General features: G+C 66.8%; 15 protein-coding genes and 1 tRNA gene. 12 read left to right on the top strand and 4 right to left on the bottom strand.

Annotated features, from left to right (window positions below; genetic code table 11):
* Positions 1 to 43 precede the first annotated feature (43 nt).
* Entirely contained in the window at positions 44 to 1,042 is a 999-nt protein-coding gene (locus tag LFT45_RS13790) for a LacI family DNA-binding transcriptional regulator (RefSeq protein ID WP_236803870.1), read from the top strand.
* Between the two features lie 26 nt (positions 1,043 to 1,068).
* On the opposite strand, the gene LFT45_RS13795 is transcribed toward LFT45_RS13790, so the two are convergent.
* Complete coding sequence (locus LFT45_RS13795; RefSeq protein WP_236803872.1) at positions 1,069 to 1,554, bottom strand: MarR family winged helix-turn-helix transcriptional regulator; 486 nt, start codon at positions 1,552 to 1,554, stop codon at positions 1,069 to 1,071.
* Between the two features lie 86 nt (positions 1,555 to 1,640).
* Between LFT45_RS13795 and bcp the strand changes: the two genes are divergently transcribed.
* The 9 genes from bcp to LFT45_RS13840 all read left to right on the top strand — a co-directional run bounded on the left by bcp (position 1,641) and on the right by LFT45_RS13840 (position 12,857).
* Positions 1,641 to 2,132, top strand: a complete 492-nt coding sequence (gene bcp / locus LFT45_RS13800) for a thioredoxin-dependent thiol peroxidase (RefSeq protein ID WP_236803874.1) — start codon at positions 1,641 to 1,643, stop codon at positions 2,130 to 2,132.
* A 116-nt stretch (positions 2,133 to 2,248) separates the two neighbouring features.
* Positions 2,249 to 2,330: transfer RNA gene (locus LFT45_RS13805), tRNA-Leu, on the top strand.
* Between the two features lie 234 nt (positions 2,331 to 2,564).
* Complete coding sequence (locus tag LFT45_RS13810) at positions 2,565 to 3,236, top strand: fasciclin domain-containing protein (protein WP_236803876.1); 672 nt, start codon at positions 2,565 to 2,567, stop codon at positions 3,234 to 3,236.
* Positions 3,237 to 3,435: 199 nt separating this feature from the next.
* Entirely contained in the window at positions 3,436 to 5,112 is a 1,677-nt protein-coding gene (locus LFT45_RS13815) for an ABC transporter substrate-binding protein (RefSeq protein WP_236803878.1), read from the top strand.
* A 77-nt stretch (positions 5,113 to 5,189) separates the two neighbouring features.
* Positions 5,190 to 6,695, top strand: coding sequence for a malate:quinone oxidoreductase (locus LFT45_RS13820; protein WP_236809352.1), 1,506 nt, complete (start codon positions 5,190 to 5,192; stop codon positions 6,693 to 6,695).
* Positions 6,696 to 6,772: 77 nt separating this feature from the next.
* Positions 6,773 to 9,988, top strand: coding sequence for an efflux RND transporter permease subunit (locus LFT45_RS13825; RefSeq protein WP_236803880.1), 3,216 nt, complete (start codon positions 6,773 to 6,775; stop codon positions 9,986 to 9,988).
* Between the two features lie 157 nt (positions 9,989 to 10,145).
* The gene (locus tag LFT45_RS13830; RefSeq protein ID WP_236803882.1) at positions 10,146 to 11,165 is read left to right on the top strand and encodes a hypothetical protein; all 1,020 of its coding nucleotides are present in this window, start codon (positions 10,146 to 10,148) and stop codon (positions 11,163 to 11,165) included.
* 100 nt (positions 11,166 to 11,265) lie between these two features.
* Positions 11,266 to 12,378: an LLM class flavin-dependent oxidoreductase gene (locus tag LFT45_RS13835; RefSeq protein ID WP_236803883.1), complete on the top strand. Its 1,113-nt coding sequence runs from the start codon at positions 11,266 to 11,268 to the stop codon at positions 12,376 to 12,378.
* The gene (locus LFT45_RS13840; protein ID WP_236803885.1) at positions 12,375 to 12,857 is read left to right on the top strand and encodes a MarR family winged helix-turn-helix transcriptional regulator; all 483 of its coding nucleotides are present in this window, start codon (positions 12,375 to 12,377) and stop codon (positions 12,855 to 12,857) included. The genes LFT45_RS13835 and LFT45_RS13840 overlap by 4 nt, the downstream gene beginning before the upstream one ends.
* Before the next feature lie 85 nt (positions 12,858 to 12,942).
* Here the strand turns inward: LFT45_RS13840 and LFT45_RS13845 are convergent, their stop codons facing one another.
* Positions 12,943 to 13,749 carry a transglutaminase-like domain-containing protein gene (locus LFT45_RS13845; RefSeq protein WP_236803887.1) on the bottom strand — a complete coding sequence of 269 codons (807 nt, stop codon included), beginning with the start codon at positions 13,747 to 13,749 and terminating at the stop codon, positions 12,943 to 12,945.
* 71 nt (positions 13,750 to 13,820) lie between these two features.
* On the bottom strand, positions 13,821 to 14,609 hold the full coding sequence (locus tag LFT45_RS13850) for a hypothetical protein (RefSeq protein WP_236803889.1): 789 nt from the start codon (positions 14,607 to 14,609) through the stop codon (positions 13,821 to 13,823).
* A gap of 84 nt (positions 14,610 to 14,693) precedes the next feature.
* Between LFT45_RS13850 and LFT45_RS13855 the strand changes: the two genes are divergently transcribed.
* Together LFT45_RS13855 and LFT45_RS13860 are read left to right on the top strand one after the other, a co-directional pair.
* A complete protein-coding gene (locus tag LFT45_RS13855; protein WP_236803891.1) occupies positions 14,694 to 15,356 on the top strand; it encodes a DUF1684 domain-containing protein in 663 nt (220 codons plus the stop codon).
* 74 nt (positions 15,357 to 15,430) lie between these two features.
* A complete protein-coding gene (locus LFT45_RS13860) occupies positions 15,431 to 16,309 on the top strand; it encodes a fumarylacetoacetate hydrolase family protein (protein WP_236803893.1) in 879 nt (292 codons plus the stop codon).
* Between the two features lie 8 nt (positions 16,310 to 16,317).
* Here the strand turns inward: LFT45_RS13860 and LFT45_RS13865 are convergent, their stop codons facing one another.
* A complete protein-coding gene (locus LFT45_RS13865) occupies positions 16,318 to 17,481 on the bottom strand; it encodes a cysteine desulfurase family protein (protein ID WP_236803895.1) in 1,164 nt (387 codons plus the stop codon).
* Positions 17,482 to 17,488: the final 7 nt, after the last annotated feature.

Genomic DNA, 17,488 nt, shown 5'->3' on the forward strand with positions numbered 1-17,488 from the left:
TCTGTCTAGATCGTTCTATAGACTGCTGGCAGCAAGGAGGCACATGTCTGAACAGCAACGGCGCCCCACCCTCGTGGACGTAGCCCACGCGGCCGGCGTATCGCGGGCCCTGGTTTCCATCGTGATGCGCGGCGCCCCCGGCGCAGCCGTTGCCACAAGGCAGAAAGTGCTGGACGCCGCACGCGAACTCGGCTACCGGCCCGACAGCCGTGCCCGGCTGCTGCGCAGCACCCGGACCAAACTCCTGGGCCTCAGCTTCTCGACGGGCCACGCGTTTCACGCCGAAATTGTGGACGCCGCGTACGCCGAGGCCAGCGCCAAGGGCTACGAACTCGCACTGGGCGGTGTCACCAGTGGCAGGCCAGAGGACCGGACCATCGAGGCCCTGCTGGATTTCGGGTCCGAGGCGCTGATCCTGATCTCGCCCACGCTCAGTAGCGACGAACTGGCCCGGTACGCCGGCCAGGTGCCGGTGGTGAGCCTGCTCCGCAACGACGTCGGCGAACTCACCGATTCGGTGAGCAGTGACGATGACGAGGGCATCCGGATGGCGGTGGAACACCTTGTGTCCCTGGGGCACCGGCGGATCGTCCATGTAGACGGCGGCACCGCGGTCTCCGCCGAACCGCGCCGGTCCGCCTTCCGGGCGGAGATGGAACGCCGCGGCCTGGAGCCGGCCATCATTGCTGGCGGTGCAATGGAGGAAGACGGAATGACTGCCGGCAATGCCCTCGGCCCGGACATGCCGACGGCCGTCATTGCCTTCAACGACAGGTCAGCCCTGGGACTCATCGAGAGTCTCCGGGCGCAGGGCCTGAAGGTCCCGGCAGATGTGTCAGTGCTGGGCTACGACGACAGCCAGTTCGCGCGGCTCAGCTATGTGCAGCTGTCTTCGATCAGCCAGGACGCTCCGCTTCTTGCGGCAGCAGCCGTGGACCGCGCCGTGGCCCGGATTGAGGGAACGCAGCCGCCCGGGCATGTTGTCCGGACCCCGCACCTGGTTGCGCGCAGGACCACGGCGGCCCCCGCCGCCGGCGGGTAGTCGCCGGTGCAGGAACTTGACTCGACCTAGGAATTTGCCTCGACGGTCAGCCCGGCGTCAGCTCCGGCCACGATGGCGTTGGTCTCAGGCGATGCGAAGCGCTTGGCCAGCTCCCGGACCACGGCCTGGAGTTCCTGGCGGAGCCGGTCCGGGTCGATGGAGGCCGCGGCCAGGACCGACCGCTCCATGTCTGCTGCAGCCATGACGGCTTCGGTGCCACGCTCCGTCAGCGATACGACGTGGCTGCGCCGGTCCGACGTGCTGCGCTGGCGCACGATGTGCCCGTGCGACTCGAGGCGGCTCAGCGTCTTGCCCATGGTCTGGGCCTGCACCCGCACAAGCTGGGCAAGCTGCGCCTGCGTCATGGGACCGCTGTTGTAGAGCACCTCGATGGCGATGACGCCGGCATGGGTCAGGCCAATGGCACCCAGCTTCTCGTTCCAGGAGTGCTCTACGAGGCGGGCCGCCGTGGACAAGAGACGCCCTGTGGGCCAGCGATCCATATCAGGCATACCACCAAGTATAACTAAGCCTGATTAGTACCCGGGACGACGCCTCACTAAGCTGGAATGTCCTGCACGAAAACAAGGAGACAACGTTGGCTGAAAAACTTACGGCGGGCGACACTGCCCCCGGCTTCACACTGAAGGACGCAACGGGAGCAGACGTCAGCCTCAGCGACTTCCGCGGCCGGAACACCATCGTTTATTTCTACCCGGCCGCCGCCACGCCCGGATGCACCAAACAGGCCTGCGACTTCCGGGACAGCCTGGCATCCCTTCAGGCTGCCGGCTACGAAGTGCTGGGGATCTCACCCGACCCGGTGGGCAAGCTGGCCAGCTTTTCCGACGCCGAGGGCCTCACCTTTCCCCTCCTGTCGGACGAAGACCACGCCGTTGCCGAGGCATACGCCGCGTGGGGCGAGAAGAAGAACTACGGCCGGACTTACGAGGGCCTCATCCGTTCCACCGTGGTGGTGGACGAGGACGGCAAAGTCGCTGTGGCCCAGTACAACGTCCGGGCCACCGGGCACGTCGCCAAGCTGCGCAAGGACCTGAAGCTCGAAGAGGTCGGTCAACCCGGCGCCTAACCACCAAGGCCTCACCTGCGGCGAGGACCGCACAGGTGACGGTACAATTGAGGCTGGCATCCGCCGTCGTACGTCTTCCTGCTGGTGACAGCAGGCAGGGCAGCGCGCGGAGCCGGGCGCGAGTGGTGAAATTGGCAGACACGCAGGATTTAGGTTCCTGTGCCTTCGGGCGTGGGGGTTCAAGTCCCCCCTTGCGCACAAAACTAAAGAGTAGGAAATCCCGGGTTACGGCCCGGGATTTCCTCGTTTAAAAGACCGCCAGAAATTTTTTCGCGGTTCACCCATCCGCTGCTGCCGGCCAGGCGAATACCCAGTGAGACACCGCCCAAGCCTGGAACTACAGGCCGGTGCCCCACCCAGTCGGAAAAGGATCACCGGAGGGCTCCGCAGCCCCTCCAATCCCGTTCGTCGGCACAACTAAGGAGAATCGAAATGCAGTCTTTCAAGCGCTCAACCTTCACCGTCGCAGGCATTGCAGCCGCAGCCCTGCTGAGCCTCACCGCATGCGGCGGCTCCGCAGGCACGACCAGCAGCTCGTCGGCCGCCGCCGAGCCGTCTGCTTCCAGCATGGCGCCGTCACCGTCAGAGACCGCGACGGCGGCCATGGATCCGGCGGCCAACCTCGCTGGTCCGGGTTGTACCGACTACGCCAAGCAGGTCCCCAGCGGCAAGGGTTCCGTCGCAGGCATGGCCCTGGACCCCGTGGCCGTCGCAGCCTCGAACAACCCGTTGCTGAAGACCCTGACAGCCGCTGTCTCCGGCAAGCTGAACCCCAAGGTCAACCTCGTCGACACCCTGAACGGCAGCGAGTTCACGGTGTTCGCGCCCGTTGACGATGCTTTCGCCAAAGTGGATGCCGCAACGATCGAGACCCTCAAGAAGGACGATGCCCTGCTGAGCAAGATCCTCACGTACCACGTGGTCCCCGGCCAGGTCACCCCGGACAAGATCGTGGGCACGCACAAGACCGTGCAGGGCGGATCGGTAACCGTGACCGGGACCAAGGATGCCCTCAAGGTGGACGGCGCCAACGTGATCTGCGGCGGCGTCCAGACGGCGAACGCCACCGTTTACCTCGTGGACTCGGTGCTGATGCCCAAGTAGGCGCTGGGCCTGATCCGGGGGTCGTCCCGGGCAGAGGCCGCGGTTCGCACCCGACAGTGCGGACCGCGGCCTTTTGCTGCTCCGGCCCCCGGCGTGTCCTGGCTCACGCATAAGCCAGGGGTCCGCGATCCGTCAATTAGACTGGGTGGCGGGCAACAGCCGCCCACGCGCACCCCAGCAGTCCAGAGGTGGTATTCGAGTGCCCAGCAGCAGTATCCCGCGCCGTACGGCCCTCAAGACCGGCGCCGTCCTTCTGGGCCTGTCGCTCACTTCCTGCACGAGCGAAGCCCAGCCCACGCCGTCGTCCGCTGCGGCAAGCACCACGACGGCAGCCGCTGCCCCTTCAGAAACCTTCACGTTCGGCACGGCCTCGCAGCCTCTGGGCCTGGACCCCGCCCTGGCCAACGACGTCGAATCGCAGCGGGTCACCCGGCAGATCCTGGAAGGGCTGGTGGGCGTCGACCAAACGACGGGCGAGCCTACGCCACTGCTGGCAACGCAGTGGACGGAATCGCCGGACGGCCAGGCCTATACCTTCACCCTCCGCCCAGGCATCAGGTTTCACGACGGTTCCCCTTTCAACGCCGACGCCGTCTGCACCAACTTCGACCGCTGGTTCAACTTTTCCGAGGCCCTTCGGAAGCAGGCTCCGGGAACCACCTTCAAAGGGGTCTTCAAGGAGCACGCCGACCATCCGGAGCTGTCCGTTTTCAAATCCTGCACCGCCCTGTCGGCGCTGCGCGTGCGGATCAGCCTCACGGAACGCTTCACCGGGTTCCTGCAGGCCCTGACGCTTCCCGCGTTTGCCATCTCCTCCCCCAAGGCACTCGCCGCCGGGAAGGCCGATCAGCCCAGCCTGCGGCGCGGCAGCCAGGCACTTTCCGCTTACGCCACCCATCCCGTGGGCACCGGACCCTTCCGCTTCTCCGCCTGGGACAGCGCGGGGGTCACACTCACGGACAACAAGGAGTACTGGGGCACCCGGGGACAGATCGCCACGCTCAAATTCGTCACCTATGACCACCCGCAGACGCGGCTGCAAGCCCTGCTGGACGGCAGGATCGACGGCTATGACTCCGTGACGGTGGGAAACTTCGACCAGCTGGTCAAGCGCGGCAAGCAGATCATCCAGCGGGACCCGTTCTCGGTGATGTATCTCGGCATGAACCAGGCAATTCCGGTACTGAAGGACCTCAAGGTCCGCCAGGCCATCGAGCTGGCCATCGACAAGGACACGCTGATCAGGCGCTTCTTCATCGACAACACCGCCCAGGCTTCGCAGTTCGTTCCGCCCAAGCTGAGCGGGTTCAACAACAACGCACCCGCACTCGGCTACGACCCCCGCAAGGCGAAGGAACTCCTGGCAGAGGCCGGCTACAAGGGCCAGGCCCTGAAGTTCTACTACCCCATGAACGTCACCCGGCCGTACCTGCCCACCCCGGAAAAGGTTTATGCGGAGATCAGCCGGCAGCTCACGGCGGTGGGCCTGAACATCCAGCCCGTCCCCGTGGACTGGACGGACGGCTACCTGCAGAAGGTGCAGAACCCCGGCGACCATGCCCTGCACCTGCTCGGCTGGAACGGCTCCTATTCCGACGCCGACAACTTCCTCGCCCCGCTCTTCGGCGAGAAGAACGGCGAGTTCGGCTACCAGGACCCGCAGGTGTTCTCCAAGATCGACCGCGCCCGCGGGCTTCCGGACGGCCAGGAACGCACGCAGCAGTACCAGACCATCAACGCCCAGATCGCGGAGTCCCTGCCCGCCGTCCCCATCGCTTTCCCGATCTCCGCACTGGCCCTGTCCGACCGGGTGATCAGCTATCCTGCTTCGCCGGTATTAAATGAAGTTTTCACGAAGGTCCAGCTGAGGCCTTGACGCCGGGGCGCAATTTCAGTTAGAGGGCGGTACAGGGATATTCTGTGACAGCCAGAGCCGCCTACGGGAGACTGATTGTGACCTTCATTTCCAAGACCCAACATGCCGACGTCGTCCTGATTGGCGGCGGCATCATGAGCGCCACGCTGGGTGCGTTCATCAAGCAGCTCGAACCCAACTGGACCGTCTCGCTGTTCGAGCGGCTCGACGAGGCCGGCCTGGAGAGTTCAGGACCGTGGAACAACGCCGGCACGGGGCACGCCGCGCTGTGTGAGCTTAATTACTCCCCCGCAGCCAAGGACGGCTCTGTCAATCCTGCCAAGGCCCTGCACATCAACGAGCAGTACCAGCTGTCCCGCCAGTTCTGGTCCCATCTGGTGGACAACTCCCTGATCGGCTCGCCCAAGGGCTTCATCAACACGGTTCCGCACATGAGTTTCGTCATTGGCGACGACAACTCCACCTTCCTCAAGACCCGGTACAACGCGCTCAAGGAGCACACCCTGTTCCGGAGCATGGAGTTCTCCGAGGACTTCGCGCAGATCGCCAAGTGGGCGCCGCTGATCGTCAAGGGCCGCGACACGAAGCAGCGCGTCGCGGCCACCCGCGCCGCCGAAGGCACCGATGTCGACTTCGGTGCCCTGACCCGCGAGCTGACCGGATACCTTGCCAACAACGGGGTCGAAATCAACTACGGCCACGACGTCACCGATCTCCGCAGGGCGTCCGACGGCGGCTGGGACCTTTCGCTCAAGCACCCCGCTTCCGGTGAGCGCGGCAGCATCCGGGCCAAGTTCGTCTTCGTCGGCGCGGGCGGCGGAGCGCTGCACCTGCTGCAGGCTTCCGGCATCCCAGAAAGCAAGGGCTTCGGGGGGTTCCCGGTTTCCGGCCAGTTCTTCCGCTGCACGGACCCGTCCCTGGCGTCCCAGCACAACGCCAAGGTTTACGGCCAGGCGTCCGTCGGCGCACCGCCGATGTCCGTGCCGCACCTGGACACGCGCTACGTCAACGGCAAGCGCTCCCTCCTGTTCGGCCCGTACGCCGGCTTCTCGACGAACTTCCTGAAGAACGGCAGCTACCTCGATCTCCCGCTGTCCATTCGGCCGAGCAACATCATCCCGATGCTCGCCGTGGCCAAGGACAACATGGACCTGACCGCCTACCTGGTCAAAGAAGTGGCCAAGCGCCACGGTGACAAGGTGGAGGCGCTGCGCGAGTACTACCCCGAGGCCAAGGACGGCGACTGGGAACTCATAACCGCCGGCCAGCGCGTGCAGATCATCAAGAAGGATCCGAAGAAGGGCGGTGTGCTGCAGTTCGGCACCGAGGTGATCGCCGCCCGCGACGGTTCCGTCGGCGCCCTCCTCGGCGCTTCACCGGGAGCCTCCACGGCCGTGCCCATCATGATCGAGCTCCTGCAGAAGTCCTTCCCCAAGAACTTCAAGGGCTGGCAGTCCAAGCTCAAGGAAATGATGCCGGGCTACGGCGTCAAGCTCAACGAAAACCCGGAGCTGGCGGCGGAGCTCGAGAAGGCCACCGCCAAGAGCCTCCAGCTGGAAGCATCGCCCGCAGTCCAGCGGTGACCCTCCAGCGCTGACCGGCGCGGGTTGCGGCAGGCACCACCGAAGGCAAACAGTCCGTCAACCCAGGAGAGCATGCGATGTTCCGGCTGGCCCAACTATCCCTCGGGAACCGCGCGCTCATCGCGCTGATCACCATCTTCGCCTCGGTTTTCGGCGTGATCACCATGTCCTCGCTGAAGCAGGAACTCATACCCTCGGTTGAGTTCCCGAGGATCACGGTGATCACGTCGATGCCCGGGGCGTCCCCCGAGGTGGTGGACAAACAGGTCAGCCGTCCGCTGGAGACGGCGCTGAACGGCGTCGAAGGCCTGGAGTCGACGTCGTCCACCTCCCGCAACGGCGTCTCGCAGATCAGCCTGGTGTTCACCTACGGTTCCAACCTGGACCGGGCCCGGAACCAGATCGACCGGGCGATCTCCAACGCGAAGCGTACGCTCCCGGACGACGTCCAGCCCCAGGCTATCGCCGGCAGCATCAGCGACTTCCCGATCGTCTTCCTCGCCGTCTCCTCCGACAAGCCGCTGAGCGAGCTGAACACGGACCTTCAGCGGCTGTCGGTACCGCGGCTGCAAAAGCTCGACGGCGTCCGCGGCGCCGACGTGACGGGCGGCGCCAACCGGCACATCCTGATCCAGCCGAACGCGGCCAGCATGGCCGCCGGCGGTGCCAGCATCCAGGCGGTCCGGGACGCCCTGACCAACAACGGCGATCTCGTTCCGGCGGGCACGATCGAGGAGAAGGGCCAAAGCCTCTCCCTGCAGATCGGCAGCCCGGTCGACTCGGTGGCCGCGGTGAAGTCCCTGCCGCTCACCGGCGCCACAGCCGGCACCACCATCGGTTCCGTAGCCGACGTCAGCATTCAGGATGACGTGCGCACCTCCATCACCCGGACGAACGGCCTCGAAACACTGGCCATTTCCGTGACGAAGAAACCCGAGGGCGACACCGTGGCGATCTCGCACGCGGTGAAGGATCTGGTGCCCCAGCTCGAGGCGGAGCTTGGCTCGAACGCCAAGTTCACCCCCGTCTTCGACCAGGCGCCCTTTATCGAGAAGTCCATCAAGGACCTCACCACGGAGGGCCTCCTGGGCCTCGGTTTCGCAGTGGCCATCATTCTGCTGTTCCTGATGTCCGTCCGCTCCACCCTGGTCACCGCCGTCTCCATTCCGCTCTCTCTGCTCATCACCTTCATCGGCCTGTCCGGCACGGGGTATTCGCTGAACATCCTCACGCTCGGGGCGCTGACCATCGCCATCGGCCGGGTAGTTGATGACTCGATCGTGGTGATCGAGAACATCAAGCGGCACCTGAGCTACGGCGAAGCCAAGCTCACCGCGATCCTCACGTCCATCCGCGAGGTGGCCGGCGCCATCACCGCCTCCACACTGACGACAGTGGCTGTCTTCCTCCCGATCGCCTTCGTCGGCGAACTCACGGGGGAACTGTTCCGGCCGTTCGCCCTGACGGTCACCATTGCGCTGCTCTCCTCGCTCCTGGTGTCGCTGACCATCGTTCCCGTGCTCGCGTACTGGTTCCTGAAGAGCCCCGCCAACGGTGCCGGCGAGGCCCCGCGCTCCGCCCGGGAAGTCCAGGCACAGGCACACGAGGCCGAGCAGCGCAGCCTCCTGCAGCGCGGCTACCTTCCCGTCCTGACCAAGACCCAGAAGCACCCCGTGCTCACCCTCATCGCCGCGGTCCTGGTCCTCGGGGGGACCGCTGCAATGACGCCACTGCTCGCCACCGACCTGCTGGGACGCTCAGGCGAGAACAGCATGACGGTCAAGCAGGAACTGCCCGCCGGCACGAGCCTCGAGGACACCAGCGCCGCGGCCCGGAAGGTCGAGGACGTGCTCCTTGGCATCGACGGCATCAGGGACGTCCAGGTGACCTCCGGCAACGCGCAGGCGGGCTTCACCGCGCTGACGTCCTCGGGCGCCTCCAACTCCTCTTTCACCGTGGTCACCGAAGAGAAGGCAAACCAGGGCAAGCTGCAGGAGACCGTCCGCAGCGAACTGGCGGCGGCAGGTGCTGCCGGCAAGATCTCCGTCGGTTCCCAGCAGGGAGGCTTCGGGACGTCCTCCACCGTGGACGTCACCCTGAAGGCTGCCACCTCCGAAGATCTAAGGAAGGCCAGCGACTCCATGGTCAAGGCATTGACCGGAGTGCCCGGAAGCAGTGAGGTGACCACCAACCTGGCTGCCAGCCAGCCCGTGGTACAGGTGAAGGTTGACCGGGCCAAGGCCGTTGCCGCCGGCCTGACCGAAGAGCAGGTGGCGGGCGTCCTCGCCTCCACCATCAGCCCCGTCCCCGCAGGCACCGTGCGCATCGACACGGACGATTTCCCGGTCCAGATCGGCGAAGGAAAACGCTTCACCAGCATCGCCGCCGTCCGCGACATCCCGCTCCCCACCGCTTCCGGCGCGGTCCCGCTCAGCCGGATTGCCGCCGTCGAACAGGTCGACGTCCCGGTCTCCATCACCTCCAGCAACGGCCAGCGGACCGCGCAGGTGTCCGTCACGCCGTCGGGATCCAACCTGGGAGCCGTCAGCGCGGAGGTGCAGCAGCGGCTCAAAGCCGTGGACCTTCCCGCCGGGGTGACCGCGGCGATCGGCGGCGCCACCACCCAGCAGGCGGAGTCCTTCCGGCAGCTCGGCCTCGCACTGCTGGCCGCCATCGCCATCGTCTACGTGATCATGGTGGCGACGTTCAAGTCCCTGGTGCAGCCGCTGATCCTCCTCGTTTCGGTGCCGTTCGCCGCCACCGGAGCGGTTGCCCTGCTTCTTGTCACGCGGGTCCCCCTGGGGCTGCCGTCGCTGATCGGCATGCTGATGCTCGTTGGCATCGTGGTGACCAACGCGATTGTGCTGATCGACCTGATCAACCAGTACCGGAATCCGCGCGGCGGCAATCCGGGGATGAGCGTTGCCGACGCCATCACCCACGGCGCCCGGCAGCGACTCCGGCCCATCCTCATGACCGCGCTGGCCACGGTCTTCGCGCTGACCCCCATGGCCCTGGGCATGACGGGCGGCGGCGGGTTCATTTCGCAGCCGCTGGCCATCGTGGTGATCGGCGGCCTGGTGTCCTCCACCGCGCTGACGCTGGTGCTCGTCCCCGTCCTCTACCGGCTGGTGGAGGGGCGGAAGGAGAAAAAGGAGCTCATGCGCCAGCTCAAGCAGCGTCCCGGATTTTCCCCCGCCGAAGACGACGTCGACGCCGAGTTCGCGGACTGGACCACCGGCATGGTGCCCAAGCTCAGCGGACGGCGTGCCGCCCCCGGCTCCCCCGAATAACCCGGCGCCTCCCCACTTCTCCTCCCCACCCAACTAGGTAGCAGCAGAGGGCGTTCCCAGCGCTGGGAACGCCCTCTGCTGCTACCTAGATCACGTGCCTGCCGCGCGCCCTGTGGATAACCCAAATCCCGCCTCTCGTTTTTGGCACGATGGGGCCATGAAATATCCGAGCCCGTTGCCGGAGCATCTCTCGGCCGTGGCCTTCACCGTGGATGAGGCGCTCAACGCCGGAGTTACCCGGGCCCGGCTGAAGAACGGCGGCCTCGTGACTCCCAGCCGGGGCATCCGGATGCCTTCGGGAGCCGGCACCAGCCCCGAGTGCCTGGTGCAGCTTGCACAGTTGGCCAGGCCGCACACGCTGGTGGCCCGCCTTTCGGCCGCGTCACACGCCACGGCGTTCCTGCTGTGGGAGTTCCCCGGCTTTCTCCCGGGCGCCGACAGGCCGGGCATCCACATTTCCCGTCCGGATGCGGTTAGTATCACCCGGCGCCGGGGTGTGGTGGGCCACCGCGGGCAGTTCTTTCCGGACGAAGTCGTGGAACTCTACGGGGTGTTCGTGACCAGCAGGGCCCGGACGTGGCTGGACATCGCACGGCGGATGAGTGTCGACGAGCTGACGGTGGTGGCTGACCACCTCCTGCGCCGTCCCCGCCCCGAATTCGAGGGTAGGTCCGCAGCCCATGCCACCAGCGACGAACTCGCCGACATGTTGGACAGGCACAAAGGAACGCCCGGGATCAGGAAGGCCCGACCGGCACTGGAACAGGCGCGCGTCGGCGCGGATTCTGCCCCCGAGACACGGCTCCGGCTTGCCTTGGCCCGCCGTCGCCTTCCCGAAGCTGACGTCAACGTCCCTGTAACGCTGGTTGGCGGCGTCGTGCGCCAACCCGACCTTTCCTACCCGGAGTTCCGTGTGGCGGTGGAATACGACGGTGAAGGCCATTCGGATCCGGCTCAGGTGCTGAGGGATATCAGCCGCGACGAGGATTTCGCGGCCGCGGGCTGGATTCTGGTGCGGATCGGGAAGGCGCACATGGAGAGCAACGCGCGGGCGGCCGTCCGAAGGTCCGCTTGGCGCTCCTGGCGCGTGGCTGGTCCCCATCTGAGTAGCAGTTCAGGACGTTCCCGGCGCTGGGAACGCCCTGAACTGCTACTCAGTTGGGAAGGCCGGGAATAACCTGACGCTGAAGACGTTGAGGGCAGTACATGCAAATGCATGGAAATCGGGTACACTGTTAACACAGGCCCGAACAACCTCGGCGAACGGAAGGCTCATCATGCAGATCGGCGTATTCAGCGTCAGCGACATCACCCAGGACCCCACCACGGGCCGGACCCCCACCGAGCACGAGCGCATCAAGGCATCCGTGGCGATCGCCAAGAAGGTCGAAGAAATCGGCATGGACGTCTACGCCATCGGTGAGCACCACAACCGGCCGTTCTTCTCCTCCTCCCCCACCACCACGCTCGCGTACATCGCCGCGCAGACCGAGCGCATCACGCTGTCCACCGCCACCACTCTGATCACCACGAACGATCCGGTCAAGATCGCCGAGGACTTCGCCATGCTGCAGCACCTCGCCGACGGCCGCGTGGACCTGGTGCTGGGCCGCGGCAACACGGCCCCGGTCTACCCCTGGTTCGGCAAGAACATCCAGGACGGGATCGAGCTCGCCATCGAGAACTACAGCCTGCTGCGCAAGCTGTGGGATGAGGACACCGTCAACTGGTCCGGAAAGTTCCGCACGCCGCTGCAGAACTTCACCTCCACCCCGCGCCCGCTCGACGGCGTGTCCCCCTTTGTGTGGCACGGCTCCATCCGCAGCCCACAGATCGCGGAAGTGGCTGCCTACTACGGCGACGGGTTCTTCGCGAACAACATCTTCTGGCCCAAGGAGCACTACCAGCAGCTGATCAGCCTCTACCGCGAGCGCTACGAGCACTACGGCCACGGCAAGGCGGACCAGGCCATCGTGGGGCTGGGCGGGCAGTTCTTCATGAGGAAGAACTCCCAGGACGCCGTGAAGGAGTTCCGGCCGTACTTCGACAACGCCCCCGTCTACGGCCACGGCCCGTCACTGGAAGACTTCACGTCCCAGACGCCGCTGACCGTCGGCAGCCCCCAGGAGGTCATCGAGAAGACCCTCACGTTCCGCGAGTTCTTCGGTGACTACCAGCGCCAGCTGTTCCTGATCGACCACGCAGGGCTGCCGCTGAAGACCGTCCTGGAGCAGCTGGACCTGTTCGGCGAGGAAGTCCTGCCGGTCCTGCGCAAGGAGTACGCAGACCGCACGCCGGCGCACATCCCGGCTCCGCCCACGCACGCCGGACGCGTTGCCGCACGGATCGCAGCCGAAGAAACCGCTGCCTCCCCGACGGAGACGCGATGACACCCCGGACAGCGTCGGGGACGTCGGGGCCGTCGATGTCCACAGTCCGGCTGGCCGCCGAAACCTGGGAGTCGCTGTTCCGCGCCCAGGTGGCCGTGATGCGGCGGCTGCAGTCCGGCCCCGCTTTCCGGGACCTGGCGGTGAACGAGTATGACGTGCTGTTCACACTGTCGCGGTGCCCGTCAGGCTGGCTGCGCCTGAACGAACTGAACGACAACGTGCTCCTGAGCCAGTCCAGCCTGAGCAGGCTGGTGGACCGGCTGGAGAAACGAGGCCTCGTGGAACGCACGCCGGCGCCGGACGACGGCCGGGGCGTGTTGCTCAAACTCACCGAGGAGGGCGCCGCGCTGCAGAAGGAGATCGGCCGGGAGCACGTGCGGGACATCGCCGAGCTCGTTGGCCCGGCACTGACGGCGGCAGAGCAGCGGGAACTGCTGCGGCTCACGGAGAAGCTGCGCGCGTCGCTGCCGTCCCGTTAGTCACTGCCGTCCCGGCAGCGGGACGGCAGGCGGCGCCGCCGTCGGACGGCCGACGCCGGGACGCCAGTTAAGCGGATAGTTCCGGTCAGCGGATGAAGGCCAGCTTGTCCGGATCCTCCGCCGGCAGCTCGCCGTCCACCGTGGCCATAACCCGGATTTCCCGGAGGGAGAGGCTGCCGCCCACGGTGGACAGGAAGGCTGTGTCCGAGGAGTCGCGCCCGGCCGTGATGCGCAGCATGGCCTCCCTGGGCGCGAGGCCGGTGGGGTCGATCACGTGCCACGCCCCGTTGATATGGGCCTCGGCCACGGCGTGGAAGTCCATCGGGGAAAGGCCCGGCGCATAGACGGCCGCCAGCCTGGCAGGCACGTTCTTGGCGCGCAGCAGCGAGATGGCCAGGTGCGCATAGTCCCGGCAGACGCCCCGCCGGTTCAGGAGGGTCTCCACGGCGCCGTCGGTTCCCCGGGAGGAGCCGCTGACGTAGCGCAGTTCGTTGAACACCCAGTTGCGGACGGCGTGCAGGAGCTCCTCGCCCTGGAGTCCGCCGAACTCCGCATACGATGTGGGGAGCAGCCGGTCGGACTCCGCGTAGCGGCTGGGCCGGACGTAGCGGATCAGCTCCATCAGCGCGGCATCCTCAGGTTCGGCCCGGCCTCCGACGGTCGCGGAGTAATCCACCGTGACCTCCGTGGGCTCGGCGAACTCCATGTAGTGGAACCTGCCGCCGTGGTGGTCCGAAAGCTCAGTCAGCGGAACCTGTTCCCCGCCCGCCGTCACGCTGAGGTTTTCCTCGAAGGACGTGTAGCCGGCGTTCCTCGCCACGGAGATGGCCATTGCCACCTTGGTGTCGGCCACGGTCTTGAATACCAGGCGGGCAGCAACAGTTCGTTCCATGGGTCTCCGGGGTGTGAGGCGGCGTCAGCCAGTCGCGGCTGCGGGCGGGGGATGCCGGAGGCGCAGCGGGACTAGTTCTTGATCTTCAGAGACATTAGCATCCGCTGGACATTGGCGAATTCGGAGCCCTCGTTGACATAGCCGGCGGCCTGGTCAAGGGTGTCGAAGGCCTTGGCCGGGGCCACCCTTTCATCCGGGGCGAACGCCTTCAGGGAGCGCACGTCGCTGAACGCGTAGTTCCCCTTGCCGGCCAGGCCCTGCACCACGTTCTGCAACTGGCAGGCCTTGGAATCGGCGCCGCCCACCAGGTTGGTGATCCCGTAGGAGCCGAAGTAGCGGTAACCCTGGATCACCCTGAACACCACGTGCGGGTCGATGGTCCCCCGCCCGCCGCTGTGCGGCAGCTCGACGGGGACACTGCTGACGACGACGTAGGATTTGCGGGCGGAGGCGGCACACGTTGCTGCCGATGCCTCCGGCAGGCCCGTCTGCAAGGTGGCCAGATAGCCGCCTTCCGCGTCCTTGACCTCGATCTTCACCGCGCCGGGAAGGGTTCCCTTGTCCGGTTCCACCGACTGGGCAATCCAGTCCTGCGGAAGCTCGAAGCTCACGGTCTTGGCAGGGTCGGTGAAGACCTTCCAAGCCGCTGCCGTGGCGCCGGGCGAGGCCGAGGCACTGCCCGATGCAGTGCCGGTGGGGCTCGCGGAACCCGACGCCGCCCCGGCAGCCGGGCTCGTGCCAGGCTCCACTGTCCAGACGGGCGCGCCCTTGCCGTCGCTGCTGCAGCCGGCGATCAGTCCTGCAGTCAACAGCACGACGGCGGCGATGCCCGTGCGTCCAGAGGCCGTGATCCCTGTCATGGCTCCAGCCTAGCCCGGACGCCGGGCCCGACCCGGGGATGCCCGCCAGCGTTTCGACCGTGAATTAGCAACTAGGCTGAGGTCATGGCCGAACATGAGCTGGACGCAGCCGAGCAGACCCTGGCGGGCATGTCCGCCGTCGACATTGCCGACTGGCGGCTGCGGACCTTCGCCCTCTATGACACTGTGCGCAAGATCGCCGCGGACAGCCCCGAGGAAGCGCACGCCTACTGGCGCCAGGAGCGCGACCGCATGTTCGGCACTCATGCTGCGTCGGCCCTGACGGCCGAGGCCAAGGCGTCCTTCTACGGGCTCAAAACGGCGGACTATGATCCCATCTACCGCTTTTACGTACCCCTGACCAAGGAAGGGGCCGGGCGGGAAATGACCGTGGAAACTGGGACGGACGGGCTGGTCAGGTTTGTCCGGCTGGGAACATTCGACCTTCCCGAGATGGGGCAGCTGGCCGTGTGGAAACTGATGGGCTACGGCGGCGGGATCTTCGTTCCGTTCCGCGACGCCACCGCCGGAAAGCCCGGCGGAAGCTATGGTGCCGGCCGCTACCTTCTGGACACCATCAAGGGCGCGTTCCATGGCGTCCGCGGCTCCGGGCCCGACGCCCAGTACGTGCTGGACTTCAACTTCGCCTACAACCCCTCGTGTGCCTACAACGAGGCCTGGGCCTGCCCGCTCGCCGGCCCCGCCAACCGGCTGGCCGTGGAGATCCCCGTCGGCGAGCTGTACTGACGTCACGTAGTTCGGGGCCGCTCCGCAGGAATTCTTCACAGGACACATACGCACAGGGCACATACGATGGCTCAATGACCCCAGCTTTTCCGCGGCGGATCGCCCGCGTCCGCCCCCTCGCCCCTGCCCCGTCGTCGTCCCCGTCCTCAGCCCCGGGGACAGACTCGGACAAAGGACAGCTTTCCGAACAGTTCTTCGTGGCCAACGACGCCGCGGACTTCGCGGGCATCGCCGGCCGGACCTGGACAGTAGTAGAGTCGCCGTTCCCCGGCTCGCGCGCCAATGCCGGCAGCGCCCACCGCAAGGGATGGGAACCCGGAGCTGAGGTTCCCGAAGACAGTTTCACGTTCCTGGCACCGAGCGTCCCGGCCAACGTCCTCGGGATGGCACACAACACGGGGCAGGCCGGCCGGAACCTTCCCGCGCAGGCCTTCCACAAGGCGGCCACCAGCGTGATCGGCCCGGGCGAGCCGATTGAACTGCCGGCGGGAATCGGACTGGTGGAGCCGGAGGCGGAACTGGCCGTCGTCGTCGGCCGGACAGTGAAAAACCTGACCCTCGGCAGCGCGCGGACGGCGGTTCTGGGCTACACCATCGGCAACGACGTCACCGCGCGCAAGCTGCAAAAGTCCGACGAGCTCTGGCTGAGCGCCAAGAGCCAGGACACCTTCACGCCGGCCGGCCCCTGGATCGTGACCGGACTGGACCATGCGGACCTGCCTGTCGGCGTCGTCCATAACGGTACCGAACTGCCCACGGCCAGCACCGCGGACCTGGGCTGGAAGGTGGATGAGATCCTGGTCTACCTGACGTCATTCATGACCCTGCATCCCGGCGACCTGGTGCTCACCGGGTTCCCGGCGGCGAGCGCTGGCATCCAGCCGGGCGACACCGTCACCTGCCGGGTGGGCGGGATCGGAGAGCTTTCCAACCCCGTCACGGCCCCCAGCTGACCGGCACCTTAACCCGGAATCAGGCCCAGGTTCCGGACGCTTCCGACGGCGGCCGTCACCGCCGCGGCGGCCGCCTCCAGGTCCGCGGCGGTCACCGACGAATCAAAGCTGAACCGCACGGCGGTCTGCGCCACCTCCGTTTCGATGCCGAGTGCCACCAGCACCGGCGACGGCGCATCGGAGCCGGCCGCGCACGCCGAGCCGCTGGAGCACACCACGCCCTGGCGCTCGAGTTCGAGGAGCACGGATTCTCCGCTGGTGCCCGGGAAGCAGAACGACGCCACGGAGGGCAGCCGCTCAGACGGATGGCCGGTCAGCAGCGCACCGGGAATGCTGCCCAGCACGGCGGCAATAAAACGGTCGCGCAGTCCCGTGACGCGGGCCGCGAGCGCAGGCTGGTCGGCGTGCGCCAGGGTGAGGGCGGTGGCCAGCGCCACGGCACCGGCAACGTTTTCGGTGCCCGAGCGCCGGCCGCGTTCCTGGCCGCCGCCATGCACCAGGGGCTCGATGCGGGTCCGGCCGCGAACGAACAGGACACCGTTGCCCTTGGGCGCCCCGAGCTTGTGCCCGGAGATGCTCAGCGCGTCCACGCCGAGTGCCCGCACATCCAGCGGCAGCCAGCCGGCGGCCTGCACGGCGTCGGTGTGGAACGGGATCCCCCGCCCCCGCGCCAGGTCCGCAAGCTTGGCCACCGGCTGGACGGTCCCCACCTCGTTGTTGGCGTACATGATGCTGACCAGCGCGGTTTCGTCCCGCAGCACCGCGGCGAGTGCCTCCGGGGTCACGGTTCCGTTCCCGTCCACCGGCACGACGTCCACGGCGATACCGTGGAAGCGTTCGAGGTACCGTGCGGACTCCTCCACAGCAGGATGCTCGACGGCGCTGATCACTACCCGGTTCAGCGCCGGGTCCGCGGCCTGCCGGGCCAGGGCAATCCCCTTGACGGCGAGGTTGTCCGCCTCCGTGCCGCCCGCCGTGAAGGTGATCTCCCCTGGCCGGCAGCCGAGCACCGCGGCCACAGTCTTCCGGGCGTCCGCGAGTGCCCGCGCGGCGGAGTCACCGAGCGAGTGGTGGCTTGACGGGTTGCCGAACTCGCCGGTGAGGTAGGGCCACATGGCCTCCAGCACCTCCCGGCGGACCGGTGTTGTGGCTGCTGCGTCCAGGAAGATCATGGTGTGC

Origin of the sequence: Arthrobacter sp. FW305-BF8 (assembly GCF_021789315.1) — a bacterium.
In the GTDB taxonomy this organism is placed as follows: domain Bacteria; phylum Actinomycetota; class Actinomycetes; order Actinomycetales; family Micrococcaceae; genus Arthrobacter.